Source organism: Kangiella sp. M94, from assembly GCF_054926195.1.
The window spans coordinates 1,987,264-2,009,799 of the sequence record NZ_CM142903.1 but is presented as its reverse complement, the minus strand read 5'-3'; the positions used below and the strand labels follow the sequence as shown (position 1 = coordinate 2,009,799).

Below are 22,536 nucleotides of genomic sequence, written 5' to 3'. Positions count from 1 at the left end.
AGTATATTAATTTATTTGATATTTCTGAGTTGGCATTGAAATGTACTCTGACCCTGACGAATCTACTGCCATTGACGTTGCGAATTAATGGGGTCAGAGAAAACTAATGTAGAAGGCGTAGTGATAATTAGTCTAAGTAAGAATAAAAATATACTCTGACCCTATTCTTGCTATTATTGTTCTAAAAACTATGAAGGTAAATAGGATGAAGATTTTAACTGCTGTCAGTCTAGGAGCTATTATTATAGGAGGTTGCAGTTATTTAAAGACGCCAGGGTATTTGAACATAAACGAAGAGGATAAAATTAGAGGAAAGTACTGTTATAATTTTAAAGAGGATTCAGTTGATGTTTACTATAAAAGGCTAAGGAAGAATGGAGAGAGGTATAGGGGCGACTTAGCGTTTGTCTTTAACCCTAATGATCTCGTTTCCGATGAAAACATTGATAAGTGTATAGATTATCATGATATTTATATTATAGAAGCATATAACCAAACCTTTATAGATAACGTTACTGAGAGGATTATTATAAACTTTGTAGTGAGAGTAAACGGAAACAGGTTTGAAGTTCAGGGCAAAAGCTCGGTTTTTAATGCTTTGGTAGATTTCAGTTCTGAATCAACTCAAAAGGCAAGGAGGGAAGCAATTAAAGAGGCCTTTCTCAAAGTTATGAATAAAGATTAATTACTGAAAGTAATTAATAGGGTAAATTAATAGGGTCAGAGTAAATTAATTGATTTGACATTTCGGAGTTGGCGTAGAAATGTACTCTGACCCTATTATTGATAAGAGTAAATAAATGATTAAACTATTAACTATCATTATTTCTATATGGGGTTTGGCATCTTGTTCAATATTCTCTGCACCTAAGACTTTAGTCATTGGAGAGAACTCTGAACCGATTGAGGTATTTTCTTGTATTAGTTTTAAACAAGACAAGGTTACAGTTTTCTACAAACGGTACAAGAGAGGAGGGGAGGTGTATAAGGGTGATATTGCTTTCTCATTTAGACCTGATAATTTAATAAAGGTAGATAGTAGGGCTGTCTGTACCTCTTATAAGAAAGTTCTTTTAGAGGATGTCTTAAATTATACCGTAGGTGACACTGGGAGTTTTAAAGTTGTAATATCACTTAAGCTTATAACTGATACAGGAACCTTTGAGGGAAGGGGTGAAAGTGTTTTTTACAACTCATTTAGTGATATTTCTGGTGATAGAACACAGCAGGCAAGAAAAGAAGCATTGGAAGCTGCAATAAAATTGGCTGTGAGTGAGTTAGAAAGCCATTAAGAAAGCACAGGAAATCGATATATTAATGGCTTGGATTCGTCAGGGTCAGAGTAAATAAATTTATTTGATATTTCGGAGTTGGCGTTCAAGTGTACTCTGACCCCATTAACTACCTCAGATTAATATAGCAAGACGCCTGGGAGCAGAGTCTATAAGCCATGTAGATAATAAGTTAAACTATTCAGAGCTTTATAGTGATGGGCGTTATGAATTAAACAAATCCTTGAAGGATTAAGAATGAAAAAAATTACCTTATTAATATTTATTTTCTTGACGTCTGGTTGTGAGACATATGAAAAAATGTCAAAGGGAGATATTGTATTACAAGCAAAAGCGTATGAGCAGATGTATTTGAAACATCAAAACTTGCAAATCAATAGTAGTTTTGACCTATATTTTGTAGAGCGCACTGACTCTCAAGGGGCTAAAACTAAAATGTACCTAATAGATTTAAAGAATAAAAAACTGGCAATTCTATACTCCAATAAAAAGTCAATAATTTCTCAATACGAAAGGATACTTATTAATGAACCTCGAATTTCATTCACAGAGGCATCCAGTCTCATTGACATAAAGACATTTGAGCTTGACAGCTCTAGTTGTGAAGGCCTAGATGTGATCCTTGAACAAATAGTACTGCCTTTTGAAACTGATATAAAACCACCGTACTTTTTGGATGGCAGGCTTCCTGAGTTCATAATCCAGCATAAAGTTGATAAGGATGCAGTAATATTAGAAACAATAGAAACATCTGCTACTTCATTGCCAATTATCAGAACGTTGATTGAGTTGCAGCAAACTGTAGAGCGTTGCATAGGCATTAATGGAGACTAGGAGAAAATTTATGACACCCACTGAATTAATAGGGTCAGAGTAAATTAACTGATTTGATATTTCGGGTGTGCTGTTGAAACGTACTCTGACCTTGGCCCCATTAACACTCAACTTTGTAGCCAATGCCCTATATGATCGTACTAGGAAGCCGTCTATGAAATTAAAACCAATTTTAACTAGCAGTATATATTTAGGTTTGATTGTATATACACTAGTGACAATAATTCTCACTGAGTTTTATCAGGTCAATTACGATGAGGTGTATAATATATTTTATTTGGGTATGACTTGTATTATGGTTGAGCTAGTTAAACGGGTAATAGTAAAAGTCTTCTTGAAAAAAAAATAAGGAATAAAGTATTGGACACCCACAAACTCCGTTCATTTTTGAATAACCTGAAATTTTACTCTGCATCAATATAATTTTAGCATAAATCTATTCTCTCTCCACTGTAAAGCCTGCCTATGACTTACTTTTCACCCTAGAATGTTATGGTGTGTTTATATGTCAATAGTTGCTGTTTATCACGCTAACTCAAAGCTTCGATTGCAATTATTGGCTACTATTGTAAGGTTTAGTGATTGATTTTAAGCAGGTAAGGAATAAGCGATGTCGAATGAAGTGATTAAATGTAAAGCTGCTGTGGCTTGGGAAGCTGGTAAGCCTCTTTCTATTGAGGAAGTAGAAGTGCAGCCGCCGCAGAAAGGTGAGGTGCGGGTTAAGATTGTGGCTACTGGAGTGTGTCATACCGATGCTTTCACTTTGTCTGGTGATGATCCTGAAGGTGTTTTTCCGAGTATTTTAGGGCATGAAGGTGGTGGTATCGTTGAGTCGGTGGGTGAGGGCGTGACTAGTGTTAAGCCCGGCGATCATGTGATTCCTTTGTACACCCCTGAGTGCGGCGAGTGTAAGTTTTGTCTGTCCGGCAAAACCAACCTCTGCCAAAAAATTCGTGAAACTCAGGGTAAGGGTTTGATGCCGGATGGCACCACGCGTTTCTCCATTAATGGCAAGCCGATTTATCATTACATGGGCACCTCGACTTTTTCTGAGTACACGGTTCTTCCTGAAATCTCCTTGGCCAAAGTCAACCCGAAAGCGCCGCTTGAAGAAGTCTGTTTGCTTGGTTGTGGCGTGACAACCGGCATGGGTGCGGTGATGAATACTGCCAAGGTAGAAGAGGGCGCGACTGTCGCTATTTTCGGTTTGGGTGGTATCGGTTTATCAGCTGTGATTGGTTCGGTAATGGCAAAAGCCAGCCACATCATTGCGATAGACATTAATGAATCAAAATTTGAACTGGCTAAGAAGCTCGGCGCTACTGATTGCGTTAATCCAAAAGATTACGACAAGCCGATTCAGGAAGTGATTGTCGAGATGACCGATGGCGGTGTGGACTATTCCTTTGAGTGTATCGGTAATGTTAATGTGATGCGTTCAGCGCTGGAATGCTGCCATAAAGGTTGGGGCGAGTCGGTGATTATTGGTGTGGCTGGTGCGGGCCAGGAAATTAGCACCAGACCATTTCAGTTAGTGACCGGGCGCGTATGGAAAGGTACTGCTTTTGGTGGCGTTAAAGGGCGTTCCGAATTACCGGATTATGTGGAGCGTTATCTGGCTGGCGAATTTAAGCTGGATGACTTTATTACCCATACCATGCCGCTTGAAGATATAAACGAAGCTTTTGACCTGATGCATGAAGGCAAAAGTATTCGTAGCGTGATTCATTACTAAGAGGTTGATATGAGTATCAAGGAAATTTCAGCCAATAAAAGTTTTGCTGGTTGGCATAAACAGTACAGTCATTCTTCAAAAATGCTTAACTGCGATATGCGCTTTGCGGTGTATCTGCCACCTCAGGCAGAGGAAGGCAAAAAGCTTCCGGTATTGTACTGGTTGTCGGGGCTGACCTGCACCGATGAAAACTTTATGCAGAAAGCTGGTGCACATCGCGTCGCAGCCGAGTTAGGTATTATCATTGTTGCACCAGACACCAGTCCGCGCGGCGATGATGTAGCGGATCATGAAGGGTATGATCTCGGCAAAGGCGCGGGCTTTTATGTTAATGCCACGCAAGAGCCGTGGAAAAAACATTATCAGATGTATGATTACATCGTAAAAGAACTGCCTGAAATTATTGAACAGAACTTTAAGGTTACTGCCAAAAAAGCCATTTCCGGACATTCGATGGGCGGCCATGGTGCCTTAATGATTGCCCTGCGCAACCCTGGCATGTTTGTGTCCACCTCTGCCTTTAGTCCTATTGCCAATCCGGTGAACTGTCCCTGGGGAGAAAAAGCCTTCACAGCCTATCTAGGCAGTGATAGATCGAAATGGTTGGAATACGATAGCTGTTTTTTGTTAGAGCAGAGTGAAGAAGCCATACCGATGCTGATATCACAGGGTGCTGACGATCAGTTTCTTGAGGAACAGTTGAAACCTCAAACTCTTGAAGATTTAGCTGCGAGAATTCCTTTTCCGTTAACTTTGGAAAGACATGATGGTTATGACCATAGCTATTACTTTATCGCCAGTTTTATTGAGCAGCACTTAAGGTTTCATGCTAAGCATTTAGCTTAAAAATAGCAGGCGCTGTGCTGAGCGCCTGTGAAGTTGTGATGTGTTCTGTTTAGTTATTCTATAGCTGTCTGCTTACCCGAGCGTGCCACCATTGTTCCGATCTTTTGCGTTAACAACCATAGACCGCCGAGCGTTAGACACAGCAACATAACCAGTAGCTTTGTTTGTATCAAAGCGGTAATACTGGTCAGCAGAAGTAAGTAACCTGCCAGCGCAATGCTATTGAGCCATGGACGCTCAGAAAACAATGTTCTACTGCTGATTGTATAGGATAGTATGGTGTAGCCAAGGGCAATCAATGTCAGTATGACCAAGGTTGCATAATTTCCGGGATTGATGATTTCCGTAATCACTGTGCCAAAGAGTATTGCAATCGATGCTGCCAGTATGACAGTTTGGCTTAACGAAATAGCAATCCTGTCTGCAACAGCAAAAGGTTGGTTCCTTAAGCGCAGTGATTTGATGGTGATCCCCGTGACCATAACCAAAAGAAGCATCAGCGTTAAAAACCAGTAGACAAGCTTAAGCCATAAGCCGCCAAAACTGGCAAAGTGAAGACTGGGTAAGACGCTATACATATAACCGCCCGCACCTTTATCGGTAAAGTCGGTGATAAAAGTAACGCCACCATTGATAGCATCAAAAGTAACATGTTGCTGAGTTAGAAAGCCGTTCATAAGCTCGCCTTCAAAAGTCACTCGCATTGCAGGGTCGGCATAGTTATGTATTTCTATGACGCTGATTTTATAGCCGTCCCATTGCTGCGAGGCTAACTGATACAGCGAGTCCAGCGACATATAATCAACTACACCGCCCACCGGCGAAGGCTGGGTTCCTAAGAAATCAGCGAATAGCGCTTTAACATCGCCACCATAAGCTGCCATTGCCAACACCAGAAGAATGAGCATAAAGATACCGAGCAGTGCGCCAGTAATCGCCATTAAGGCACTGAAAACCAGACTCCAGTTGCCGACTAGTTTATGCAGGTCGGTGGTGAAAATTTGTCTGCCTTTATGCAGTCGTAATTGATAAAAGTTTTTGCCGATATTTTTATGAGCCAAGAATCCTGTTGCGATTAAGTAGGTCAACAGGAGTCCCATTAAACCAACCAGATATTTGCCCCATGAGCTGGGCAATAACAATTTCAAATGCAGATCATAAACGGTTTCGCTAAAACTGGCCTGGCTAGAATCTAATGCTTTACCTGTTACCGGGTCGATAAACAGCATGGTTTCATGGCCATTGGACTTGTTGAAAAAGAGTAGGAAATTACCGAAGCGCTCTTTGTCGTGAATACTGAAATCATTAAAGGTAAAGTCATAGTCATTACGGGCAATATCAATAAGTTCCTGCAAACTCTTTCGAGCTGTCAGTGCGGAGGAGCTTGTATCGTTTGCTTCTTCATTCTGCTGAAAACTGGTATGTGGCAAGTCATATTGAGGAAACTGCCACTGCAATAACTCAGCGCGGAACAATGACCAGAGACCCGTGAGTACGATGATGAGCAGCAATGGCATAAAAAGAATGCCAACCTGGCGATGTACCCGGGTGAAGTTTTGAATATTGATGGAAAACTTTTTGTTTTTCTTGTGGTTTAAGTTAGCCATAAATAAGCCCTAGAGTGATGGTGATGGACAAAATAACCAGTGCCGACAATTGAGTCACTAGAACGCGTTTCATATTATTTTTCTGAGTGACCCATAAGGCGATTGCTAACCAGATAGGAACGATTAAAACGACGGTCAGCAGTAGTTTGTTGTGCAGCTCGACAGGCATAAACAAAACCATCAGCACACAGATGGCTGTTGCAACCAGAAAAGCCAGCAAGCTGGTATTTAAAGTTCTCAACATGATGATAATTCCTAATATCTAATAATCGCTTTGCTTATTGGCATTCAGCAATGGGTTTATTTTTTGACTGTGCTGACCATAAAATGATTAAGGTCACGCACACCAAGGTGAAGGCAATCAATGTTAATGGTAACCACCAGATCTCAAATGCGGGATAGTATAAGCCAGCTAATAAGCTGCCAAGAGGGTATCCCGCCGTATGACACACCGCCAGTTTGCCGCTGATTTGTCCTTTCCCTTCGTCACACTGGGCCATGGCTGAGCGTGTATAGATTGGGGTTATCAATGCTATGGCAGCGGCAACCGGAACCATAATTAACATTAAAGCCATCACGCTATTAATGGCTGACAGAGTCAGAGTTGCTCCGAGCATGGTCAAGGCTATGCCAACTAACAAAAAAGGCGAACGCCAATTTAAGTGCTTAACGATCAGCAGTTGGCAGAGTAAAGCGCTAGTGGCAACCAGCGTTAAAACAATGCTCATGGTCATGGTCGCCTGCTTGGCATCTCCCAACCAATCCAACAGCAAGGGGCCCAATACAAATTGTAGATAGCCTACAAACAATGTGACGCAAAATGCCATGACCAGATAGGGGAGAACAGGCGCCAGTTTTACTGGAATAGTTTCGCTACGGTTAGTTTTGGGATTCTGTTTCTTTGCATGTCTGCGGCTGTATTGGATGATGAGCCACACTAACGGAATCGCTAGCAGGCTGTATAAAGCTAATAACCAATCGAGTTTCGAAAGCACCGCAATTAAAACTAACGGGCCTACTAATCGTCCAGTAGAAAGTGAAGCAGATACTAATCCGAGGTTCTTGAGTGACCTATCGCCACTTTCAGCTTTGCCAGTTGAATCTGACGGTTGAGTGTCGTTAATAGCCAGCGACTGACATAGTGGCATAACACCACTGGCGCTGATGCCGTAAAGGATACGGGTCACAGCTATAGCGACGAACCAAAGAGCGGGAACAAAAGCGAAAGCTGTTCCCAGCCACCACACGGCCGCCAGACTGACAATGGATAACCCAAGACCTACAGCCGAATATCGAATCAGGTAACTAGCTCCAATTCGATCTGCCCATTTCCCCCACAGCGGCGACAACAGCAGGAACAACAAAGTGGGCATCGACAAAAGTAGTGACCATTGGAGTGTGCTGAGCCCGGTGACGCTGATGAAAGTTGGAGTTGCTGCTATCAATGAGCTTTGAAAAAGTCCCATCAATACAGGCAGTAATAACCAGACCGGTTTTGTGGATAAGGCAGTTTTAGAATCTACGGAACTCATTTGTTTTTTCTGAAATACAATTTGAATGGATTCAAAGAAAGTGGGAATTTATCACAAATAGTAATCATTTGCTATTGATAATGATTCTCATTCGTTTTATTGTGTGCCCCATAATCAGAACATCAATTTACAAAACTTAGCTGAAGAAAAAAGGAAAAACTATGTTTGATTCTGGCGCCAACTGTTTCTTGAACGCCTTAGTACGAGAGTTTGAATCCTGGCAATTTGTGGACTTACCGGCTGAAATATCAGCCAGGACTGACTGTCGTGAAGGCTATTGTTGTCAGTTGAATAATCAGCAGGTTCTATATTTACCACTGATTCAATATTCCCGATTTGGAAGAAGTTATTTTCATGCGCATGGATTTATTGTCGATGATAAGCAACAAACCACGGAAGTTTCATTTGATGATTTATTGGCGAATCTCGCCAACCACCCTGAGGTGTTCTATAACCCAAAACTGGGTGAGCCTGACCAGACCAATTTGCACAAAATCTTACAGCGCGCCAAAGAGAGCCAGCACAATATTTTGAAAGTGGTGTCCTATCGAGGTAACGACTTAAGCACGATCTATCATGATCAGTTGAGCTTTATTGAAAGTGAGCAAAGCTTATTGGTGGGGCACTCGATCCATCCATGTCCCAAGTCACGCAGTGGCTTTAGTGAACTGGATGAGGAAATTTATGTGCCTGAATATGGCAACAGCTTTCAACTCTCCTGGTTTGCCGTGAGCCGAGACAACTTGTATGTGTTTGCGGGAAATCAAAAGCCGATTGAAAAATACTGCGAGGAGTTAATAAGGGATGACTTTGAATTAACCCTGCTGATGAATAATCTGGATAAGGATTATTTGCTGATCCCTTGTCACCCGTGGCAGGCGAAACAATGGCTCAATAACCCTGAATTGAAAGACTTTATTGATGATAAGACGCTGGTCTATCTGGGTGATAAGGGCAAACAGTGGCGTGCGACTTCTTCCTTGCGTAGTCTATATCAGGAAGATTCACCCTGGATGCTTAAGTTTTCATTAACCACACAGCTGACTAACTCGATTCGTCATTTACAGCCCGAAGAGATGATCCGTGGGCAAGTCATCGAAAAGGTATTATCCACACAGAAGGCGCAACAGATGGAACAAGAGCTGGATACTTTTTCAGTGATGCGTGAACCAATCAGTATTGCGCTACAAGCTCCATCCGGAAAAGTGTTGGATAGCACTGCCATCATTTGGCGACAAAATCCCTTTTATAAACACTCAAGTCCAGCGGATAATATCGAAGTATTATCCGGCTTGTTACAGGATTGTGCCGATAGTCCGGATAATCGACTCAGCTTACGTATAAGAAAACTTGCGGCAGATGAAGGGCGAGATCCGAGCACTATCGCACAGCAATTTCTAGAGCAATTCTTACAAAGAACCATTCGTCCAATTATTGTCGCACAGGCTAAGTATGGCTTACTGTTTGGTGCGCATCAGCAAAATATTGTGTTGCAACTTGATGAACAGTTAATGCCCATTAAAACTTATTTCAGAGATTGTCAGGGCACCGGCTTTTCGACGTTATCGAAAGAGCTTTACGGTGAAGTATTACTCAATGACACCGCGAGCAGCGGTAATCTTTTTGAGGATGACATGGTGATTTACCTGTTCGCCTACTATCTGATGGTCAATGCCTGCTTTAACACCATCAGTAGCTTAACGCTTACCGACTTAATATCAGAAGAAAAGGCCCAGTCGATCTATCGTGATTTCCTATTGCAACTAAAGAAAGAAGAACTGCCCGATCCACGCGTGGTTAACTATTTGCTAACCAGTACTGACATCTGGTCGAAGGGTAATTTCTTTTGCAATTTGCACGCTATCAATGAAAACACCATGACTGATCCTTTCGCGATTTATCACAAGCTCAATAATCCTTTGTTGACTGAAATAAAAGTTAAAACAAACGCAGCATAGAGGAGTAACAATGAACACGATAAATAATACTGCCGAAATGATTGAAAAACCTTTTAAAACCTATCCGAATGAGTGGCTTTATGAGTACGCCGATGTGAAAACAGCTAATTCATTCAAGTTGAGAAGGTTAAGTATAGAAGAACATCTGGAAGTTTTTCATGATTGGCATAATCAGCCCTATGTCTATGAGTTCTGGGAGTTAAATCAAACAAAGGATGAGCTAAGAGAGTATTTGCAGAAGCTGGAAAAAGAGCCTCAGGTTGAACCGGTCATTGGTTACATCAACGATGAACCTTGCGCTTACTTTGAAATCTATTGGGCCTATTTTGATCGGATAGCACCTTATTGTGATGCCACACCTTATGATCGAGGTTATCACTTATTGATCGGCAATAAGAATTACCTTGGAAAGCACAACACCATGCTTTGGTTAAATCTGGTGAATGACTTTATCTTCAAAGATGATCCAAGAACCCAGCGTATTGTTGGTGAACCAAGAGCCGATAATGCCGGTATTCTAAAATATCTAGCGCATACCCCTTTCGAAAAGGTCAAAGAGTTCGACTTTCCTCATAAACGAGCCGCCTTATTAGTGTGCGAACGAGAGCGTTTTTATGAAGAGGTTAAGCTATGATTCGCTCAGCTATAACCAATCACATTAAAACTGAGTTGTGGCAGTTGGCTAATCAACAGATGATGGCACGTACTCTTTCAGAATTAATCTATGAACAGGAGTTAGAAGCTACCGTCAGTGAGGGAGACTGTTACCGAGTTGAATTAAGTGATGCCGTTTATGAATTTGAAGCCAAGTATACGCTTTGGGATTCACTGGTAATCAATCATCAAAGCATAACCCGGAATGGCGTTCCACACTTTGATGCGTTGCAACTGTGCTTAGACTTAAAACATGCCTTGCAGGTTGACGATATTATCGCTGCCAACTGGTTGGAAGATGTACAGAATACTTTAAGTAATGAGTTTGAACGACTGATAAAGCTTCAAAGTTACAGCGCACAAGAACTGTTGCAACTGGATGAAGTACGGCTTCAAGGTTTACTCGATGCGCATCCTAAAATTATTGCCAATAGAGGCCGTTTAGGCTGGGGCATTAGTGACAATCGCCAATATGCGCCCGAGTCACTCCAGTCATTCCAGCTAGAGTATCTAGCCGTGCATAACAGTCTGTTGATTGCCGGTTATGGTAATGACATCAATCATCATGGCTTGCTGCTATCAATGATGAGCGAGCAGGATTACCAGACACTTGTTAAGAGGTTAACAGTACAGATTGGTTTAGATGCTCATATAGATGATTATCAAGTTATCCCATGCCATCCATGGCAATATCAGCACAAAATCAATCCGCAATTTCAGTGGGCAATACAAAACAACTTACTGATTCATTTAGGACAGGCCGGGGACTATTATCAACCCCAGCAATCGATCAGAACCTTATCAAATGTCAGTCGTCCATATCAGTTTGATATAAAGTTGGCGATTACCATACTGAATACCTCCTGCTATCGCGGAGTGCCAGAGCGGTTTATTGCTGCTGGTCACCATATCTCGCAGTGGCTGACGAATATCTCTGCAAGGGATCCATTGCTGAATGATAGAGGCTTCCGCATTCAGCAAGAAAGCGCCGGCTGTTTTGTACGGCACGATTATCAGCAACAGATAGGACAAGCACCGTATCGCTACCATGAGATGCTGGGTTGTATCTGGCGCGAATCTTCTGTCAGCAAAGTGCAATCTTCAAGTGAGCAGCATTTTCTATTGTCAGCGTTGCTGCAAAGGGATGTCGATGGAAACTCATTGATTCGAGAAATGATTGTTGCAAGCGGTTTAAGCACAGCAGACTGGTTACAAAGATTGTTTGAGGTGATGTCGGTACCGCTTTATCACCTGATGGTTAAGTATGGTGTCGGCGTTATTGCCCATGGCCAGAATGTGGTGGTTTATCTTAAGAACTGGGTTCCGCACGCTATAGCGATTAAAGATTTTCATGGTGACTTGAGGTTGCTGAATGAAAGGCTTACCGAACAGTCGGATCTTGCAGAGGACGTGAAATCGCTACTGACACATCTGCCAAAAGAGCACCTAATCCACGATTTGTTAACCGGACACTTTATTAGTGTCTATCGCTTCTTATCTCCAATTGCTGAAGAGCAGCTAAATTTCAATGAGCAGGAATTTTATGGCCTATTGGCAGACGTTATTGCTGATTACCAGGCTTCATATCCTCAATACCAAGAGCGATTTGAATGGTTTGATTTATTTCGACCAAAGATCGAACGCATTTGTTTGAACTCGGTTCGTTTCAAGATTGGCTACCAGGACAATGCCGAACGCCCACTTCCTGCTTTAGCCAAAGACCTTAACAATCCGCTGCATGAAGCCTTGCTAAGATCTGCGGCACAGGATTATCAACCCTTACACCCCACCAAGAGTGCGAATACTCATATTAATTATAGCGCTCCATAATAATGCATCACAGGAACACCACCATGAATAGACAGACTCATAAGCAGAGACATAACAAAATGAATATAAAAGACTTAGTTGGAATCGGCATTGGCCCCTTCAATTTATCAATTGCCGCTTTATGTCATGATATAGACGAGCTGGATGTTGCTTTTTTTGACCAAAAAAGTCACTTCAATTGGCATCCTGGAATGATGTTGCCTAACACCTATTTGCAAACGTCATTTCTAAAGGATTTAGTGACGGCAGTGAATCCACAGAGTCCCTTTAGTTTTCTTTCCTACCTGGTCAGTAAGAAACGCTTTTATGCTTTTTTAAATAATGAACGCCCAGCGATAAGTCGCCATGAATACAATGACTATCTGCAATGGGTTAGCAAGCAGATTGAGTACTTAAACTTTGATCAAGGGATTAAGTCGGTTGATTTTAAAGATGACCATTTCGAGGTGACACTGGCTGGCACAGGAGAAGTGGTTGCAGCTAATAATCTGTGTCTGGGAACGGGTAAGCGGCCGCATATTCCTCAAGCTGTCAATCATTTGCATGACCAGCACAATTGTTTCCATGCCATCAATATGGCAAGTCTTCCACGTGATTTTAGTGGCAAGCGAGTGACAGTAATTGGTGGTGGCCAAAGTGGTGCAGAGATATTCCTGCATTTGCTACAGGGACATGATGGGGCACCGTCTGAAGTCAACTGGATATCCAGACGTAGTAACTTTCTGCCCATGGACGAGACCTGCTTTACCAACGAATGGTTTTCTCCAAACTATATTGATAGTTTTTTCCCACTGCCTTCTGGCACCAAGCAGGATATTGTTGGTGAGCAAAAACTGGCTTCTGATGGAATTTCGGAAACAACCTTGCAGGCTATTTATGAAACGCTGTATGAGAAGCAGGTTGCTGGTGAGCATAAGAATTATCGTTTGGCTCCAAACCGCGATCTGATAGCTGCGCATAAGTCTAATGACTATCTACTTGAGGCTCATAATAAATTTGATGGCAGCCATGAAGATTTTCACAGCGATGTGATTATTCTGGCCACTGGGTTTGAGAATGTCATTCCTTCTTACCTTGAGTCTATGAAAGATCGATTGCAGATCACTGCCGATCAGCAGTTTGCCTTAAATCGGGATTATTCCATCGAATGGGATGGGCCGAGTCACAATAAAATCTATGCGGTTAATGCTGGCCGATATACACACGGAATATCTGAACCGCAGATGAGTCTGATGTGCTGGCGTTCAGCGACCATTGTCAATGATTTGGCGGGGCGGGAGATTTTTGAGCTGAGTGATAACTGCTCATTTGTAGAGTGGGGTAATTCACAACAGCAGAGTGAGCTTGAGCAAAGGTTAAGCGCTTAGTAGCCTGCTGTTATAGAATGGGTTATACCCAAAGGGGCAGACCCGCCGTAGGCGTAACCCATCAATCCACACCGTCATAACACAGCGATGGGTTACACTGACGTTAACCCATCCTATGTTTCTGCTTAATTGACACCTTAAATATTAACGCTAATGCGAATCACTATCATTTACATGTAGTGTATCTCTCTGTAAAATGCGCGCCACATTCACAATAAAGTTATACAGGGTAGCAACATGAAAGTGATAAAAGGCTTTGCATTGGCCGCAGTGGCAATTAGCGTATCGACGGGTTTACAGGCAAATGAGGCAACATCTGCTGATGAAGTGATGGTGGTTGTTGGCTCGCGCACTCCAACCAGCATCAGTCAAATACCAAGCTCGGTCTGGGTTGTTGATCGCAATAGCATTGAGCAACAGCTGGAAACCGGCGCTGATCTTAAAACCATGCTTGGCAAACTGGTTCCGGGCCTGGATTTTGCACCACAAGGGCGTACCAACTATGGCCAGAATCTGCGCGGCCGTGGTGTACAGGTTCTCATCAATGGTGTTTCTCTTAACAATTCACGCGGGCTTTCTCGCCAGTTTGATTCCATTGATCCATTTAATGTCGAACGTATCGAAGTGATTTCTGGCGCTAGCAGTTTATACGGTGGTGGTGCAACCGGCGGTATTATCAACATTGTGACCCGACAAGGTTCAGGCAATGGTCTTGAAATGACCACTCAGCTTGGTTTCACTACGGGTTTTAATGATAGTAACGACATGACTCATCGCGTGAAACAATCAGTCAGTGGTGGTAGCCAGGATGTGCAGGGTTATCTGGGCGTGGCTTATGAAGATAATGGTCGTTTTTATGATGGCAAGGGTATTGAGGTATTCCCAGATATTACGCAAACCGATTTGCAGGACAATCGCACGATTGATGTACTTGGTAGTTTGAGCTTTAAACTTGATGAACAGCAGTCATTAGATTTAGATGCTCAGGTTTATCGTTCACAGTTCCGCGGTGATCGTGGGGTTTATTTCCCCAATATCGATGCGGCACCTATAGGCAGTCTGGACGGTGCGCGGATTCGAGATGGTTTTGATTCCGACCGTGCTCCGGCAACGGATCGTGAAATGTTTAATGCTCAGTACCATCATACTGATTTATTGAGTCAGAGCTTTTATCTTCAGGCATTTTATCGTAATGAAGAGTCAAGTTTCAGCGCCTTTCCATACCCTCGACTGATGCCGGCAGAAATGCGGTATGCGATTGAGTTCGGTGCATCCAAACAAAACACCCAGCTATCAGGTTTTAAAGCACTATTTGATGCTGAATTCAGCGACAATTTCCGCATGACTTATGGGGTGGATTTTGATGCTGAAGAATTTGATGCGAACCAGATGTTCTTTGATTTACCGACCACAGACGCCACCGGCGGCCTGGTGCAAAATCAGTCGCGTATTGAGCCTCGTTACCCAAGCTATGAAGTGGATGGTTTATCAGGGTTTGTGCAGACTGACTGGACTTTGGATGAAAACTGGAAGCTGGGCGCAGGTTTACGCCAGCAACAAATGGATGTCACAGTTAAAGATTTTGATAAATACAGTTATGACTCGATGGGTCAGAGGTTCAGTGTTTTAATTCCGGGCGGTAGTAATGATTATGATGCCAGCCTATTCAACGCCAGCATTATGTATCGTCAGGATGAGCACCAAACCTGGTTCCGTTTCAGTCAAGGTTTCGAGCTTCCTGATCCAGCTAAATACTATGGTAAAAGTCCGGATGTGAACGTTAATGATAATCCACTGACTGCTGTTGAAACCGATCAATTTGAACTGGGCTGGCGCTTATTAGGGAATAACTGGCAGGCACAAACTTCATTGTATTATTCATGGTCAGATAAAGCCGTAACTAATGATGCAAACCTCAATGTCATTGTTGTTGATAATAAAACGCGTGACTACGGTTTTGAGGGAGCCATTACTCGTTACTTCGATGATGGTTTTGAGTCTGGCGCAACTTTGCACTGGGTTCGTTCAGAGCAGGAAGATGCTAACGGTGACTGGCAAAAACGCGATGTTCGCTACGCATCGGTTCCATCAGCAACTGCATACTTTGGTTGGAGCAATATAGACTATACAGCACGTTTGCAAGCTAACCATGCATTCGACATGGAAGATGATGCGGGTCGTGAACTTGTGGGTTATACAACTTTTGACCTTACCCTAAATACTGAAACTGAATACGGCAAGTTTAGCCTGGGTATTACCAATCTTTTGGATAAAGAATACACCACAGTCTGGGGCCAACGTGCTACAGCTTTCTATTCGCCAGCTTATGGTCCAGAGTATTTATTTAATTTCCAGGGACGTGGTAGAACTTATACCTTTAATTGGACAGTTAATTACTAGATAGAATTAAAAGTTGCTAGTTATTAAAAAGCTTAACCGTTTTGGTTAAGCTTTTTTTGCCTGCAGAAAAGGGGTGGAATGAGTCCTGGCACAGAAGATGAGGGCGACCGCAGGTCGCCCCTACAGGGTAATCACAGACAAAAAAAAGAGGTGCCAATTGGCACCTCAAGTTTTGTGAAGAGTGTTGTTATTGATTTAACATCTATGCGCCTTCTTCAATCGGCTTACCAATTGGTTTAAGACCTTCAGCTGGTTCACGCAGTCCTTTAATCACCTGCCAGGTAACTGCTAGAGCACCGACGATGAAGACCACATCACCAATAGTTCTTATCCAACGCAAGGTGTAAAGCAGGTCGCTTTGCATAACGGCTTCGCTACGTGCATACCAGAAACCTTCGCTGACGCTGGCGTAGAACTGAATCAGGCCAACAGGCAGTAAGCTGGTTAGTAACATCATCATCAAGCCGATGTTTAGCCACCAGAAACCTGTTTTCATCAGCCTTTCGTCGAACACCATGTGCGGACGGATGTAGCGTAGGATGAGCAGGGCAAAACCAATTGCCAGGAATCCATAGACCCCGAACAATGCCGCGTGTGCGTGAGTAGGAGTCATGTTCAAACCTTGCACATAGTAGAGCGATACCGGTGGGTTGATCATGAAGCCGAGTACGCCTGCGCCAAACATGTTCCAGAAGGCAACCGCGACGAAGCACATTAATGGCCAACGGATGTTGTCCATCCAGGCTGCGCGAGTTTTCAAGCGATAGTTTTCCCAAGCTTCATAACCCAGCACAATCAAAGGTACAACTTCCAGCGCAGAGAAGGTCGCGCCCACTGCCATCACAGGAGTTGTTGTGCCTGAGAAGTACAAGTGGTGGAAGGTGCCGGGAACACCGCCGAGCAGGAACAATGAAGCTGACGCGATACTTGCTGCGGTAGCGGTTGAACGATTGACCAGACCCATGCTGTGGAAAATAAAGGCCAGTGATACGGTAGCGAACACTTCGAAGAAGCCTTCAACCCACAGGTGAACGATCCACCAGCGCCAGAATTCCATCACAGAGATGTGAGTTCTTTCGCCGTAGAAGAAGCCTGCACCGTAGAATAAGCCGATGGCAACCACTGAAGCAGTTAACAGCACCAGTAAGTTTTTATCGCCCGGTTTTTTCAATGCTGGAGTGATACCACGCAACATTAAGAATAGCCAGAAGACGATGCCAAGGAATTTACCCCATTGCCATAGTCGACCCAGATCCACATACTCGTAACCTTGGTGACCCAACCAGAAGCTCAGATTCTCAGGAAGAATTTGTGCGATGGCTAAGTAGTTACCAATGAAGGTACCCGCGACTACTGCAACCAAGGCCCAGAATAGAATGTTGACGCCAAGCTTTTGGTGTTTAGGATCTTTGCCGCCGTTGATGATGGGGACCAGGAACAAACCCGCTGCCAGGAAGCCAGTAGCAATCCAGAACATGGCTGCCTGAATGTGCCAGGTACGCGATAGTGAGTAAGGGATCCACTTGGAAATTTCGAAACCGTAGAAACCTTGACCTTCAACCGTGTAGTGTGCGGTGAGACCACCGATTAACACCTGGAAGGTAAAGAGCGCCACGACCACAAACAAGTACTTGCCTAATGCTTTTTGCGAAGGAGTCAGTTTGAAAGTGGTGATCGGATCTTGCGCTGGAGCAGGCGGATCTTCTTCATCATGTTTGCGCATGAAGGCCCAACCCCAAACCAGACCACCGACACCGGCAATCAATAGAATGACACTGATGATCGACCAAACGATATTTTCAGAAGTTGGTACATTATCAATCAATGGTTCATGCGGCCAGTTGTTGGTGTAAGTGGCATCAGTGCCAGGGCGATTTGTTGATGCAGCCCACGCAGTCCAGAAGAAGAACTGATTCATCACTTCGCGACGCTCTGCTTTTGGCAAAGTATTTTCTTTCATCGCATAGTTGTCACGACGCTGGCGATACTCTGGAGCATCACTAAACAGTTTGTGATAGTAAGCGTTAACCTCTGCCATTGCTTTGGCACGACGCTCGGATACAACCGCCGTGTCGGTGGCGAGATCATAAGTGTTGGTGCGGTAATCTTGCTTTAAGCGATACTGCAAGGTTTGTTGCTTTTCGCCATCCAGCTCGGCATAGCTGACACCAAATTCTTCTTGCGCAGCCAGTTCAAGCCAGGCTTCTAACTCGCGGTGTAGCCAGTCAGCAGTCCAGTCAGGCGCCTGATAAGCACCGTGACCCCAAATCGAACCTAACTGCATACCGCCGATAGATTGCCAGGCAGTTTGACCATCAAGAATCGATTCATTGGTCATTAATACACGACCATCGGTTGTTACAATTTGCTCTGGGATAGGGGGTGCTTCGCGATACACTTCACGGCCAAAATAACCGAGGATAGTGAAAGTTACCGCTAATACACCTATCAGGGTAAACCAGAGTTTGCGATATTTACCCATAGTTAGTGTCCTCCAAGGTAGTTATCAATGCGTTCAAATAAAATATTGTTTTCGAGGTGAATATGGTTCATCAGATCTTCCTTGAAGGCGGCAAGCCCAGTGTAAAGTGCTTGCCAGGTATTGCAGGCTTCCGCCGGTAGCTGGAAGTGGTGTGCAAGTTGTTCCAGGCGAGCTAAAGACTCACCGTGATCATCATGTTCCATGCGCATGACAGCGACCGGGCTTTTCGCCAAACCGCCCATGCCACGCTGAATCATGGGAAATAAAATCTGCTCTTCTTTTTGCATGTGCGCTTCCATCTCCTGCTCAACATCGCTTAAGAAGCTGGCAAGTCCGGTAGGACATTCAGGATGTGGGCCATGAACCGTTTCAACACGCTTCGCTAAACGAATGAGTTCAGGCAGCTGTTCGCGATGCACTTCGTGATAACGCTCAAGGATGTGGTTAATGAGCTCATCATTTGGCACGAATTTAAGGCTGTGCTGTTCCATCTGTGGTGATGTTAGTTGATTTAGCTGAGCCAGTACTTCATCAAGTTCCAGGTTTTTCTCCTGAATGCTGGTTGCCAGTGGTTGATGTCCGCCGCAACAAAAATCCAGCCCATGTTTAAATAACACTGCGCTAGCGCCGGGGATATCACGGGCTATTTCACCGAGTGATTTATCCAGTAAATTTATATCAAATGCTGTCATGGCATTGACCTCTTTTGCTTTGAGTTACCACTGAAGCAGCATTAACTATTTTGGGCGCAGTTTCAGCTGCGGATGCTTTTTTCAGTGATGCCTGTTTTTGTGAAGAAAGTAGGAAGATTGCCAGGGCAAAATATGCCGCTGACCAAGAAAGGGCCGAGAGCCACAACAAGTTAGGTCCTGTCAGACCAGGAGAGGAGTCAACTATGGCTCCGGCCAAAACTCTAAATACAGTCGCTAAACACAAGAGCCCCAAAATATTGACGATCATGATTTTTGGCTGAGGAAGGTGTTTAAACTGATGTAAGTTATTCTTCATCATGACTGAGGCAGATAAAGTGCCAAGCGCGCCAACAGTGATGAAGTGGAGTAATACGTAGGTTGCCAGCTCAAAGAAGATGGCAAAGCCTAGGGCCAAGGTTCCAATCGCTAACCAGCTGTAGCCAATGCCAAGACCGATTAGGTCGGCACGGTCGCCGCAACGCCAGACTTTCCAGCGCACCAGACGGACAGCAATCACGATTGCAACGGTAATAGATAATACTCCTGCTACCTGCGAAGCGCCTGGGATCAGGGCAGATATGGCGCTCGCAGGTAAAAGCAGAAGTATTAAAGCTTCAAGCCGTGGTTGCACACGAGCTTGTTGAGTGATGCCATGTTTTTGCATTTCACCGGCAACTGCTGGAGCAATTATCCGCCCTCCGATGAACGCCATTAACATGACTAGTAAAAGAATCATGGCTTGTGATAGTTGGCTTGGCGCTACTGGCCAGCCCATTTCGCGCAAAATTAACCAGCCTAAAGGCACGCTGCAAATAGCCATTAACAGTGGACTAATCATACGATTACGCCATTTCTTAGCGGCAAAAAAGCGTGGCACGATTTTCCAGGCCAGTACTAAAGCAAATAGTGGACTGGACCACTGTCCGATAGCTCCTGCCGGATCGACCCAGTAGCCAATACGGGCAAACAGCCATAAACCGAATAAAGCCCATAGCCAGCGTGGTTCAATCTGTCCAAGTGTGTAGCCAGCGATTAATGCTAAGGCAAAGCCAAACAGCATTTCATGGGCATGGCCTAAACCTACAAAAGCTAATAACCATTCGGAGCTGAACTGATAGGCAAGCACAGTTAAAACCGCGGTTATCGCTGCATGAATGCAGGCCGCGGGAAAGAATAGATTTTGTGCGCTAACTTTGTTCACTGATTTGCCCTGATCGTCTTATGTGTCTTTAAAGCTGTATTTTGTATACATGTTAAAAAGTAAAAACAAAGACGTCAACTAAAAAATATATTTCCAATACATCTTATTGGTTGGGACGCCTTGATTAGCGCCTATGGTAGTCATATTATCTTTATTAACCATGACATAGATCAATGTTTGCTCATTATTTATAAGATGTATTACATATATTGTTTATTTGTTCTATAATAGTAATTATGGATGCTAAAGCATTGTTTGAGATAGTTTTGCGAGGTGGGCTCGAATGAAAATATCGGTAGTCAGTAATAATGGCCAGAGTGGTTCCCATAAGCGATTGTTCAATCGTCAATTGGGCTATCGTTGTCTGGCGTTTGTAACCACCGGTTTGGGCATGTTGGGGGTTGTATTACCCTTGTTACCGACAACACCATTTTTAATAGTTGCGGTTTGGTCAGCCAGTAAAAGTTCACCGCGTCTGGAAACATGGTTATTGGAGCATCGTCAGTTCGGACCTTTGCTAACAGGATGGAGGGATAGAGGTGCCATACCCTTATTCGCAAAGTACCTTGCAGGTTTGATGTTGGCGTCAAGTTGGCTGGTTTTATGGTTATTAGATATGAAAATTGGGGTATTAATCTTTTTAGCGGTATTTTTCTCAGCGCTAATGACCTATATAATCAGCCGACCTAATGCATAGAGCTTGATTTAAAATGTTTAGAGCTTTAAGCAGATTACGGAGAAGATAGATGCATATAACCCGTTATACCGATTACTCATTACGTGTTTTGTTGTTCTTGGCTTTGGAAAAAGATCGGCTGTCCACCATTCAGGAAATTTCCGATAGCTACAACATTTCAAGTAACCACCTGATGAAAGTGGTGCACGCACTAAACAAAAAAGGCTACATCGAAACCGTACGTGGCAAGAACGGTGGTATGCGTTTGCGTATGGATCCCGATGAAATTCGCATTGGAGTCCTGGTCAGAGAAATGGAACCTGATATGAGCCTGGTTGAATGCTTCTCTCCTGACAATAAGTGCGTCATTACTCCAGTATGTGGTCTTAAAGCCGTTCTCGGTGAAGCCCTTAAAAACTTCTTATCAACGTTAGATAAATATACGTTGGCAGATATGCTGCCGCAGGAGTACAAACCTCAATTAGCCAGATTATTAAAAATATCCGAAGTGTCTTAGTGCGTTATAAGTACAGTGCTCAGACTTATTAACAACTGAGCTTGTGATATTCAAATTCAATCTGAATGGTTGATTCGATCAGCTAAATCTTACAATCTTATGCTCAATTAAGTTAACTGCTCAGTTTGTTCTGCACGATATATGACCTTATCAGCGGATCGTATTAACAAGTTCCAGATATGCTGAGTCCCATAAAATCAATAAGTTACTTTCCTTATATTAGTTTTTGTTAAATTTCTCTTGACGAAAACAGCATATTCAGAAAAGATAGTAATCAATTACTATCTTATTTGTTTTGGAGTGTACCTATGAAAACTTCTTCAAAGAATTTGCGTGCTGACGAACGCCGTGAAGTTACGGTTGAAACAGTAGTTGAGTTAGCGGGAGAGCAAAACCCCAGTGAAATAACTACGGCAGCGATTGCAAAGAGAATGGGGGTGACTCAGGGCGCTTTATTCCGGCATTTCCCGAACAAAGAAGCGATTCTTTCATCGGTCATGGAATGGGTTTCAAAACGCTTATTAGCTCGCATCGACAAAGCCATCAGTAAAAACTCATCGCCCCTTGCGGCACTGGAGGCCATGTTTATGGCTCACGTTGATTTTGTCTGTAAGCACCCAGGTGTGCCGAGAATGCTCTTTGGAGAGCTACAAGGTGCAAAAGATAGTGCGCCCAAGCGTATGGTGCAGCTGATGATTGAAGGTTATAGCGTAAAGTTGAAGGCTCTACTTGATGAGGGAATCAATAGTGGGGAGTTAGATCCTGAGCTAGACACTCAATCAGCTGCTCTGTTGTTTATCGGTACGATACAGGGTTTAGTGATGCAGTCTTTATTGGCTGGAGATGTCAAAAAAATGCGTAAGGATGCCCCGGGAGTCTTCGCTATTTATCAACGTGGTATACGGGGCTAGAG

General features: G+C 43.5%; 19 protein-coding genes. 13 read left to right on the top strand and 6 right to left on the bottom strand.

Going from position 1 to position 22,536, the window contains the following annotated elements; translation table 11 throughout:
- The first annotated feature begins 205 nt into the window (after positions 1-205).
- The 5 genes from ACYTXU_RS09260 (at position 206) to fghA (ending at position 4,707) form a co-directional block, all read left to right on the top strand.
- Positions 206-685 carry a hypothetical protein gene (locus tag ACYTXU_RS09260; protein ID WP_462206418.1) on the top strand — a complete coding sequence of 160 codons (480 nt, stop codon included), beginning with the start codon at positions 206-208 and terminating at the stop codon, positions 683-685.
- A gap of 115 nt (positions 686-800) precedes the next feature.
- Entirely contained in the window at positions 801-1,292 is a 492-nt protein-coding gene (locus ACYTXU_RS09255; protein WP_462206417.1) for a hypothetical protein, read from the top strand.
- Positions 1,293-1,529: 237 nt separating this feature from the next.
- Positions 1,530-2,126 (top strand): hypothetical protein, encoded by a 597-nt coding sequence (locus ACYTXU_RS09250; RefSeq protein ID WP_462206416.1) that lies wholly within the window; start codon positions 1,530-1,532, stop codon positions 2,124-2,126.
- Between the two features lie 610 nt (positions 2,127-2,736).
- Positions 2,737-3,861 (top strand): S-(hydroxymethyl)glutathione dehydrogenase/class III alcohol dehydrogenase, encoded by a 1,125-nt coding sequence (locus ACYTXU_RS09245; protein ID WP_462206415.1) that lies wholly within the window; start codon positions 2,737-2,739, stop codon positions 3,859-3,861.
- A 9-nt stretch (positions 3,862-3,870) separates the two neighbouring features.
- Positions 3,871-4,707, top strand: a complete 837-nt coding sequence (fghA, locus tag ACYTXU_RS09240) for an S-formylglutathione hydrolase (protein WP_462206414.1) — start codon at positions 3,871-3,873, stop codon at positions 4,705-4,707.
- A gap of 53 nt (positions 4,708-4,760) precedes the next feature.
- On the opposite strand, the gene ACYTXU_RS09235 is transcribed toward fghA, so the two are convergent.
- From ACYTXU_RS09235 to ACYTXU_RS09225, 3 genes are read right to left on the bottom strand one after another with little or no spacing between them, the layout of a single operon-like run.
- Positions 4,761-6,314: a PepSY-associated TM helix domain-containing protein gene (locus ACYTXU_RS09235; protein WP_462206413.1), complete on the bottom strand. Its 1,554-nt coding sequence runs from the start codon at positions 6,312-6,314 to the stop codon at positions 4,761-4,763.
- Positions 6,307-6,558, bottom strand: coding sequence for a hypothetical protein (locus tag ACYTXU_RS09230; RefSeq protein ID WP_462206412.1), 252 nt, complete (start codon positions 6,556-6,558; stop codon positions 6,307-6,309). The genes ACYTXU_RS09235 and ACYTXU_RS09230 overlap by 8 nt, the downstream gene beginning before the upstream one ends.
- Positions 6,559-6,592: 34 nt before the next feature.
- The gene (locus ACYTXU_RS09225; protein WP_462206411.1) at positions 6,593-7,846 is read right to left on the bottom strand and encodes an MFS transporter; all 1,254 of its coding nucleotides are present in this window, start codon (positions 7,844-7,846) and stop codon (positions 6,593-6,595) included.
- Between the two features lie 161 nt (positions 7,847-8,007).
- On the opposite strand from ACYTXU_RS09225, the gene ACYTXU_RS09220 reads away from it, so the two are divergent.
- The 5 genes from ACYTXU_RS09220 (at position 8,008) to ACYTXU_RS09200 (ending at position 16,055) form a co-directional block, all read left to right on the top strand.
- Positions 8,008-9,804 (top strand): IucA/IucC family protein, encoded by a 1,797-nt coding sequence (locus ACYTXU_RS09220; RefSeq protein WP_462206410.1) that lies wholly within the window; start codon positions 8,008-8,010, stop codon positions 9,802-9,804.
- Between the two features lie 10 nt (positions 9,805-9,814).
- Positions 9,815-10,438: a GNAT family N-acetyltransferase gene (locus ACYTXU_RS09215; RefSeq protein WP_462206408.1), complete on the top strand. Its 624-nt coding sequence runs from the start codon at positions 9,815-9,817 to the stop codon at positions 10,436-10,438.
- The gene (locus ACYTXU_RS09210; protein ID WP_462206407.1) at positions 10,435-12,288 is read left to right on the top strand and encodes an IucA/IucC family protein; all 1,854 of its coding nucleotides are present in this window, start codon (positions 10,435-10,437) and stop codon (positions 12,286-12,288) included. Before ACYTXU_RS09215 ends, ACYTXU_RS09210 begins: the two co-directional genes overlap by 4 nt.
- 23 nt (positions 12,289-12,311) lie before the next feature.
- Positions 12,312-13,655 (top strand): lysine N(6)-hydroxylase/L-ornithine N(5)-oxygenase family protein, encoded by a 1,344-nt coding sequence (locus ACYTXU_RS09205; RefSeq protein WP_462206406.1) that lies wholly within the window; start codon positions 12,312-12,314, stop codon positions 13,653-13,655.
- 237 nt (positions 13,656-13,892) lie between these two features.
- On the top strand, positions 13,893-16,055 hold the full coding sequence (locus ACYTXU_RS09200) for a TonB-dependent receptor (protein WP_462206405.1): 2,163 nt from the start codon (positions 13,893-13,895) through the stop codon (positions 16,053-16,055).
- A 202-nt stretch (positions 16,056-16,257) separates the two neighbouring features.
- On the opposite strand, the gene ACYTXU_RS09195 is transcribed toward ACYTXU_RS09200, so the two are convergent.
- The 3 genes from ACYTXU_RS09195 to ACYTXU_RS09185 are packed head-to-tail and all read right to left on the bottom strand — an operon-like array spanning position 16,258 to position 20,430.
- Positions 16,258-18,537 carry a nitric-oxide reductase large subunit gene (locus ACYTXU_RS09195; protein ID WP_462206404.1) on the bottom strand — a complete coding sequence of 760 codons (2,280 nt, stop codon included), beginning with the start codon at positions 18,535-18,537 and terminating at the stop codon, positions 16,258-16,260.
- A 2-nt stretch (positions 18,538-18,539) separates the two neighbouring features.
- Complete coding sequence (ytfE, locus tag ACYTXU_RS09190) at positions 18,540-19,229, bottom strand: iron-sulfur cluster repair protein YtfE (RefSeq protein ID WP_462206402.1); 690 nt, start codon at positions 19,227-19,229, stop codon at positions 18,540-18,542.
- Complete coding sequence (locus ACYTXU_RS09185; RefSeq protein WP_462206400.1) at positions 19,216-20,430, bottom strand: NnrS family protein; 1,215 nt, start codon at positions 20,428-20,430, stop codon at positions 19,216-19,218. Before ACYTXU_RS09185 ends, ytfE begins: the two co-directional genes overlap by 14 nt.
- 283 nt (positions 20,431-20,713) lie before the next feature.
- On the opposite strand from ACYTXU_RS09185, the gene ACYTXU_RS09180 reads away from it, so the two are divergent.
- The 3 genes from ACYTXU_RS09180 to ACYTXU_RS09170 all read left to right on the top strand — a co-directional run bounded on the left by ACYTXU_RS09180 (position 20,714) and on the right by ACYTXU_RS09170 (position 22,534).
- Positions 20,714-21,127 carry a YbaN family protein gene (locus ACYTXU_RS09180; RefSeq protein WP_462206399.1) on the top strand — a complete coding sequence of 138 codons (414 nt, stop codon included), beginning with the start codon at positions 20,714-20,716 and terminating at the stop codon, positions 21,125-21,127.
- 49 nt (positions 21,128-21,176) lie between these two features.
- Positions 21,177-21,623, top strand: coding sequence for an Rrf2 family transcriptional regulator (locus ACYTXU_RS09175; RefSeq protein ID WP_462206398.1), 447 nt, complete (start codon positions 21,177-21,179; stop codon positions 21,621-21,623).
- 308 nt (positions 21,624-21,931) lie between these two features.
- Positions 21,932-22,534 (top strand): TetR/AcrR family transcriptional regulator, encoded by a 603-nt coding sequence (locus tag ACYTXU_RS09170; RefSeq protein ID WP_462206396.1) that lies wholly within the window; start codon positions 21,932-21,934, stop codon positions 22,532-22,534.
- Positions 22,535-22,536 lie beyond the last annotated feature (2 nt).

Bases quoted from the DNA above. Each gene is read 5' to 3' on its own strand.
- ACYTXU_RS09220 (WP_462206410.1), top strand. From the start codon at position 8,008: ATGTTTGATTCTGGCGCCAACTGTTTCTTGAACGCCTTAGTACGAGAG.
- ytfE (WP_462206402.1), bottom strand. From the start codon at position 19,229: ATGACAGCATTTGATATAAATTTACTGGATAAATCACTCGGTGAAATA.
- fghA (WP_462206414.1), top strand. From the start codon at position 3,871: ATGAGTATCAAGGAAATTTCAGCCAATAAAAGTTTTGCTGGTTGGCAT.
- ACYTXU_RS09195 (WP_462206404.1), bottom strand. From the start codon at position 18,537: ATGGGTAAATATCGCAAACTCTGGTTTACCCTGATAGGTGTATTAGCG.
- ACYTXU_RS09180 (WP_462206399.1), top strand. From the start codon at position 20,714: ATGAAAATATCGGTAGTCAGTAATAATGGCCAGAGTGGTTCCCATAAG.
- ACYTXU_RS09250 (WP_462206416.1), top strand. From the start codon at position 1,530: ATGAAAAAAATTACCTTATTAATATTTATTTTCTTGACGTCTGGTTGT.
- ACYTXU_RS09230 (WP_462206412.1), bottom strand. From the start codon at position 6,558: ATGTTGAGAACTTTAAATACCAGCTTGCTGGCTTTTCTGGTTGCAACA.
- ACYTXU_RS09260 (WP_462206418.1), top strand. From the start codon at position 206: ATGAAGATTTTAACTGCTGTCAGTCTAGGAGCTATTATTATAGGAGGT.
- ACYTXU_RS09205 (WP_462206406.1), top strand. From the start codon at position 12,312: ATGAATAGACAGACTCATAAGCAGAGACATAACAAAATGAATATAAAA.
- ACYTXU_RS09170 (WP_462206396.1), top strand. From the start codon at position 21,932: ATGAAAACTTCTTCAAAGAATTTGCGTGCTGACGAACGCCGTGAAGTT.
- ACYTXU_RS09215 (WP_462206408.1), top strand. From the start codon at position 9,815: ATGAACACGATAAATAATACTGCCGAAATGATTGAAAAACCTTTTAAA.
- ACYTXU_RS09175 (WP_462206398.1), top strand. From the start codon at position 21,177: ATGCATATAACCCGTTATACCGATTACTCATTACGTGTTTTGTTGTTC.
- ACYTXU_RS09255 (WP_462206417.1), top strand. From the start codon at position 801: ATGATTAAACTATTAACTATCATTATTTCTATATGGGGTTTGGCATCT.
- ACYTXU_RS09225 (WP_462206411.1), bottom strand. From the start codon at position 7,846: ATGAGTTCCGTAGATTCTAAAACTGCCTTATCCACAAAACCGGTCTGG.
- ACYTXU_RS09245 (WP_462206415.1), top strand. From the start codon at position 2,737: ATGTCGAATGAAGTGATTAAATGTAAAGCTGCTGTGGCTTGGGAAGCT.
- ACYTXU_RS09200 (WP_462206405.1), top strand. From the start codon at position 13,893: ATGAAAGTGATAAAAGGCTTTGCATTGGCCGCAGTGGCAATTAGCGTA.
- ACYTXU_RS09210 (WP_462206407.1), top strand. From the start codon at position 10,435: ATGATTCGCTCAGCTATAACCAATCACATTAAAACTGAGTTGTGGCAG.
- ACYTXU_RS09235 (WP_462206413.1), bottom strand. From the start codon at position 6,314: ATGGCTAACTTAAACCACAAGAAAAACAAAAAGTTTTCCATCAATATT.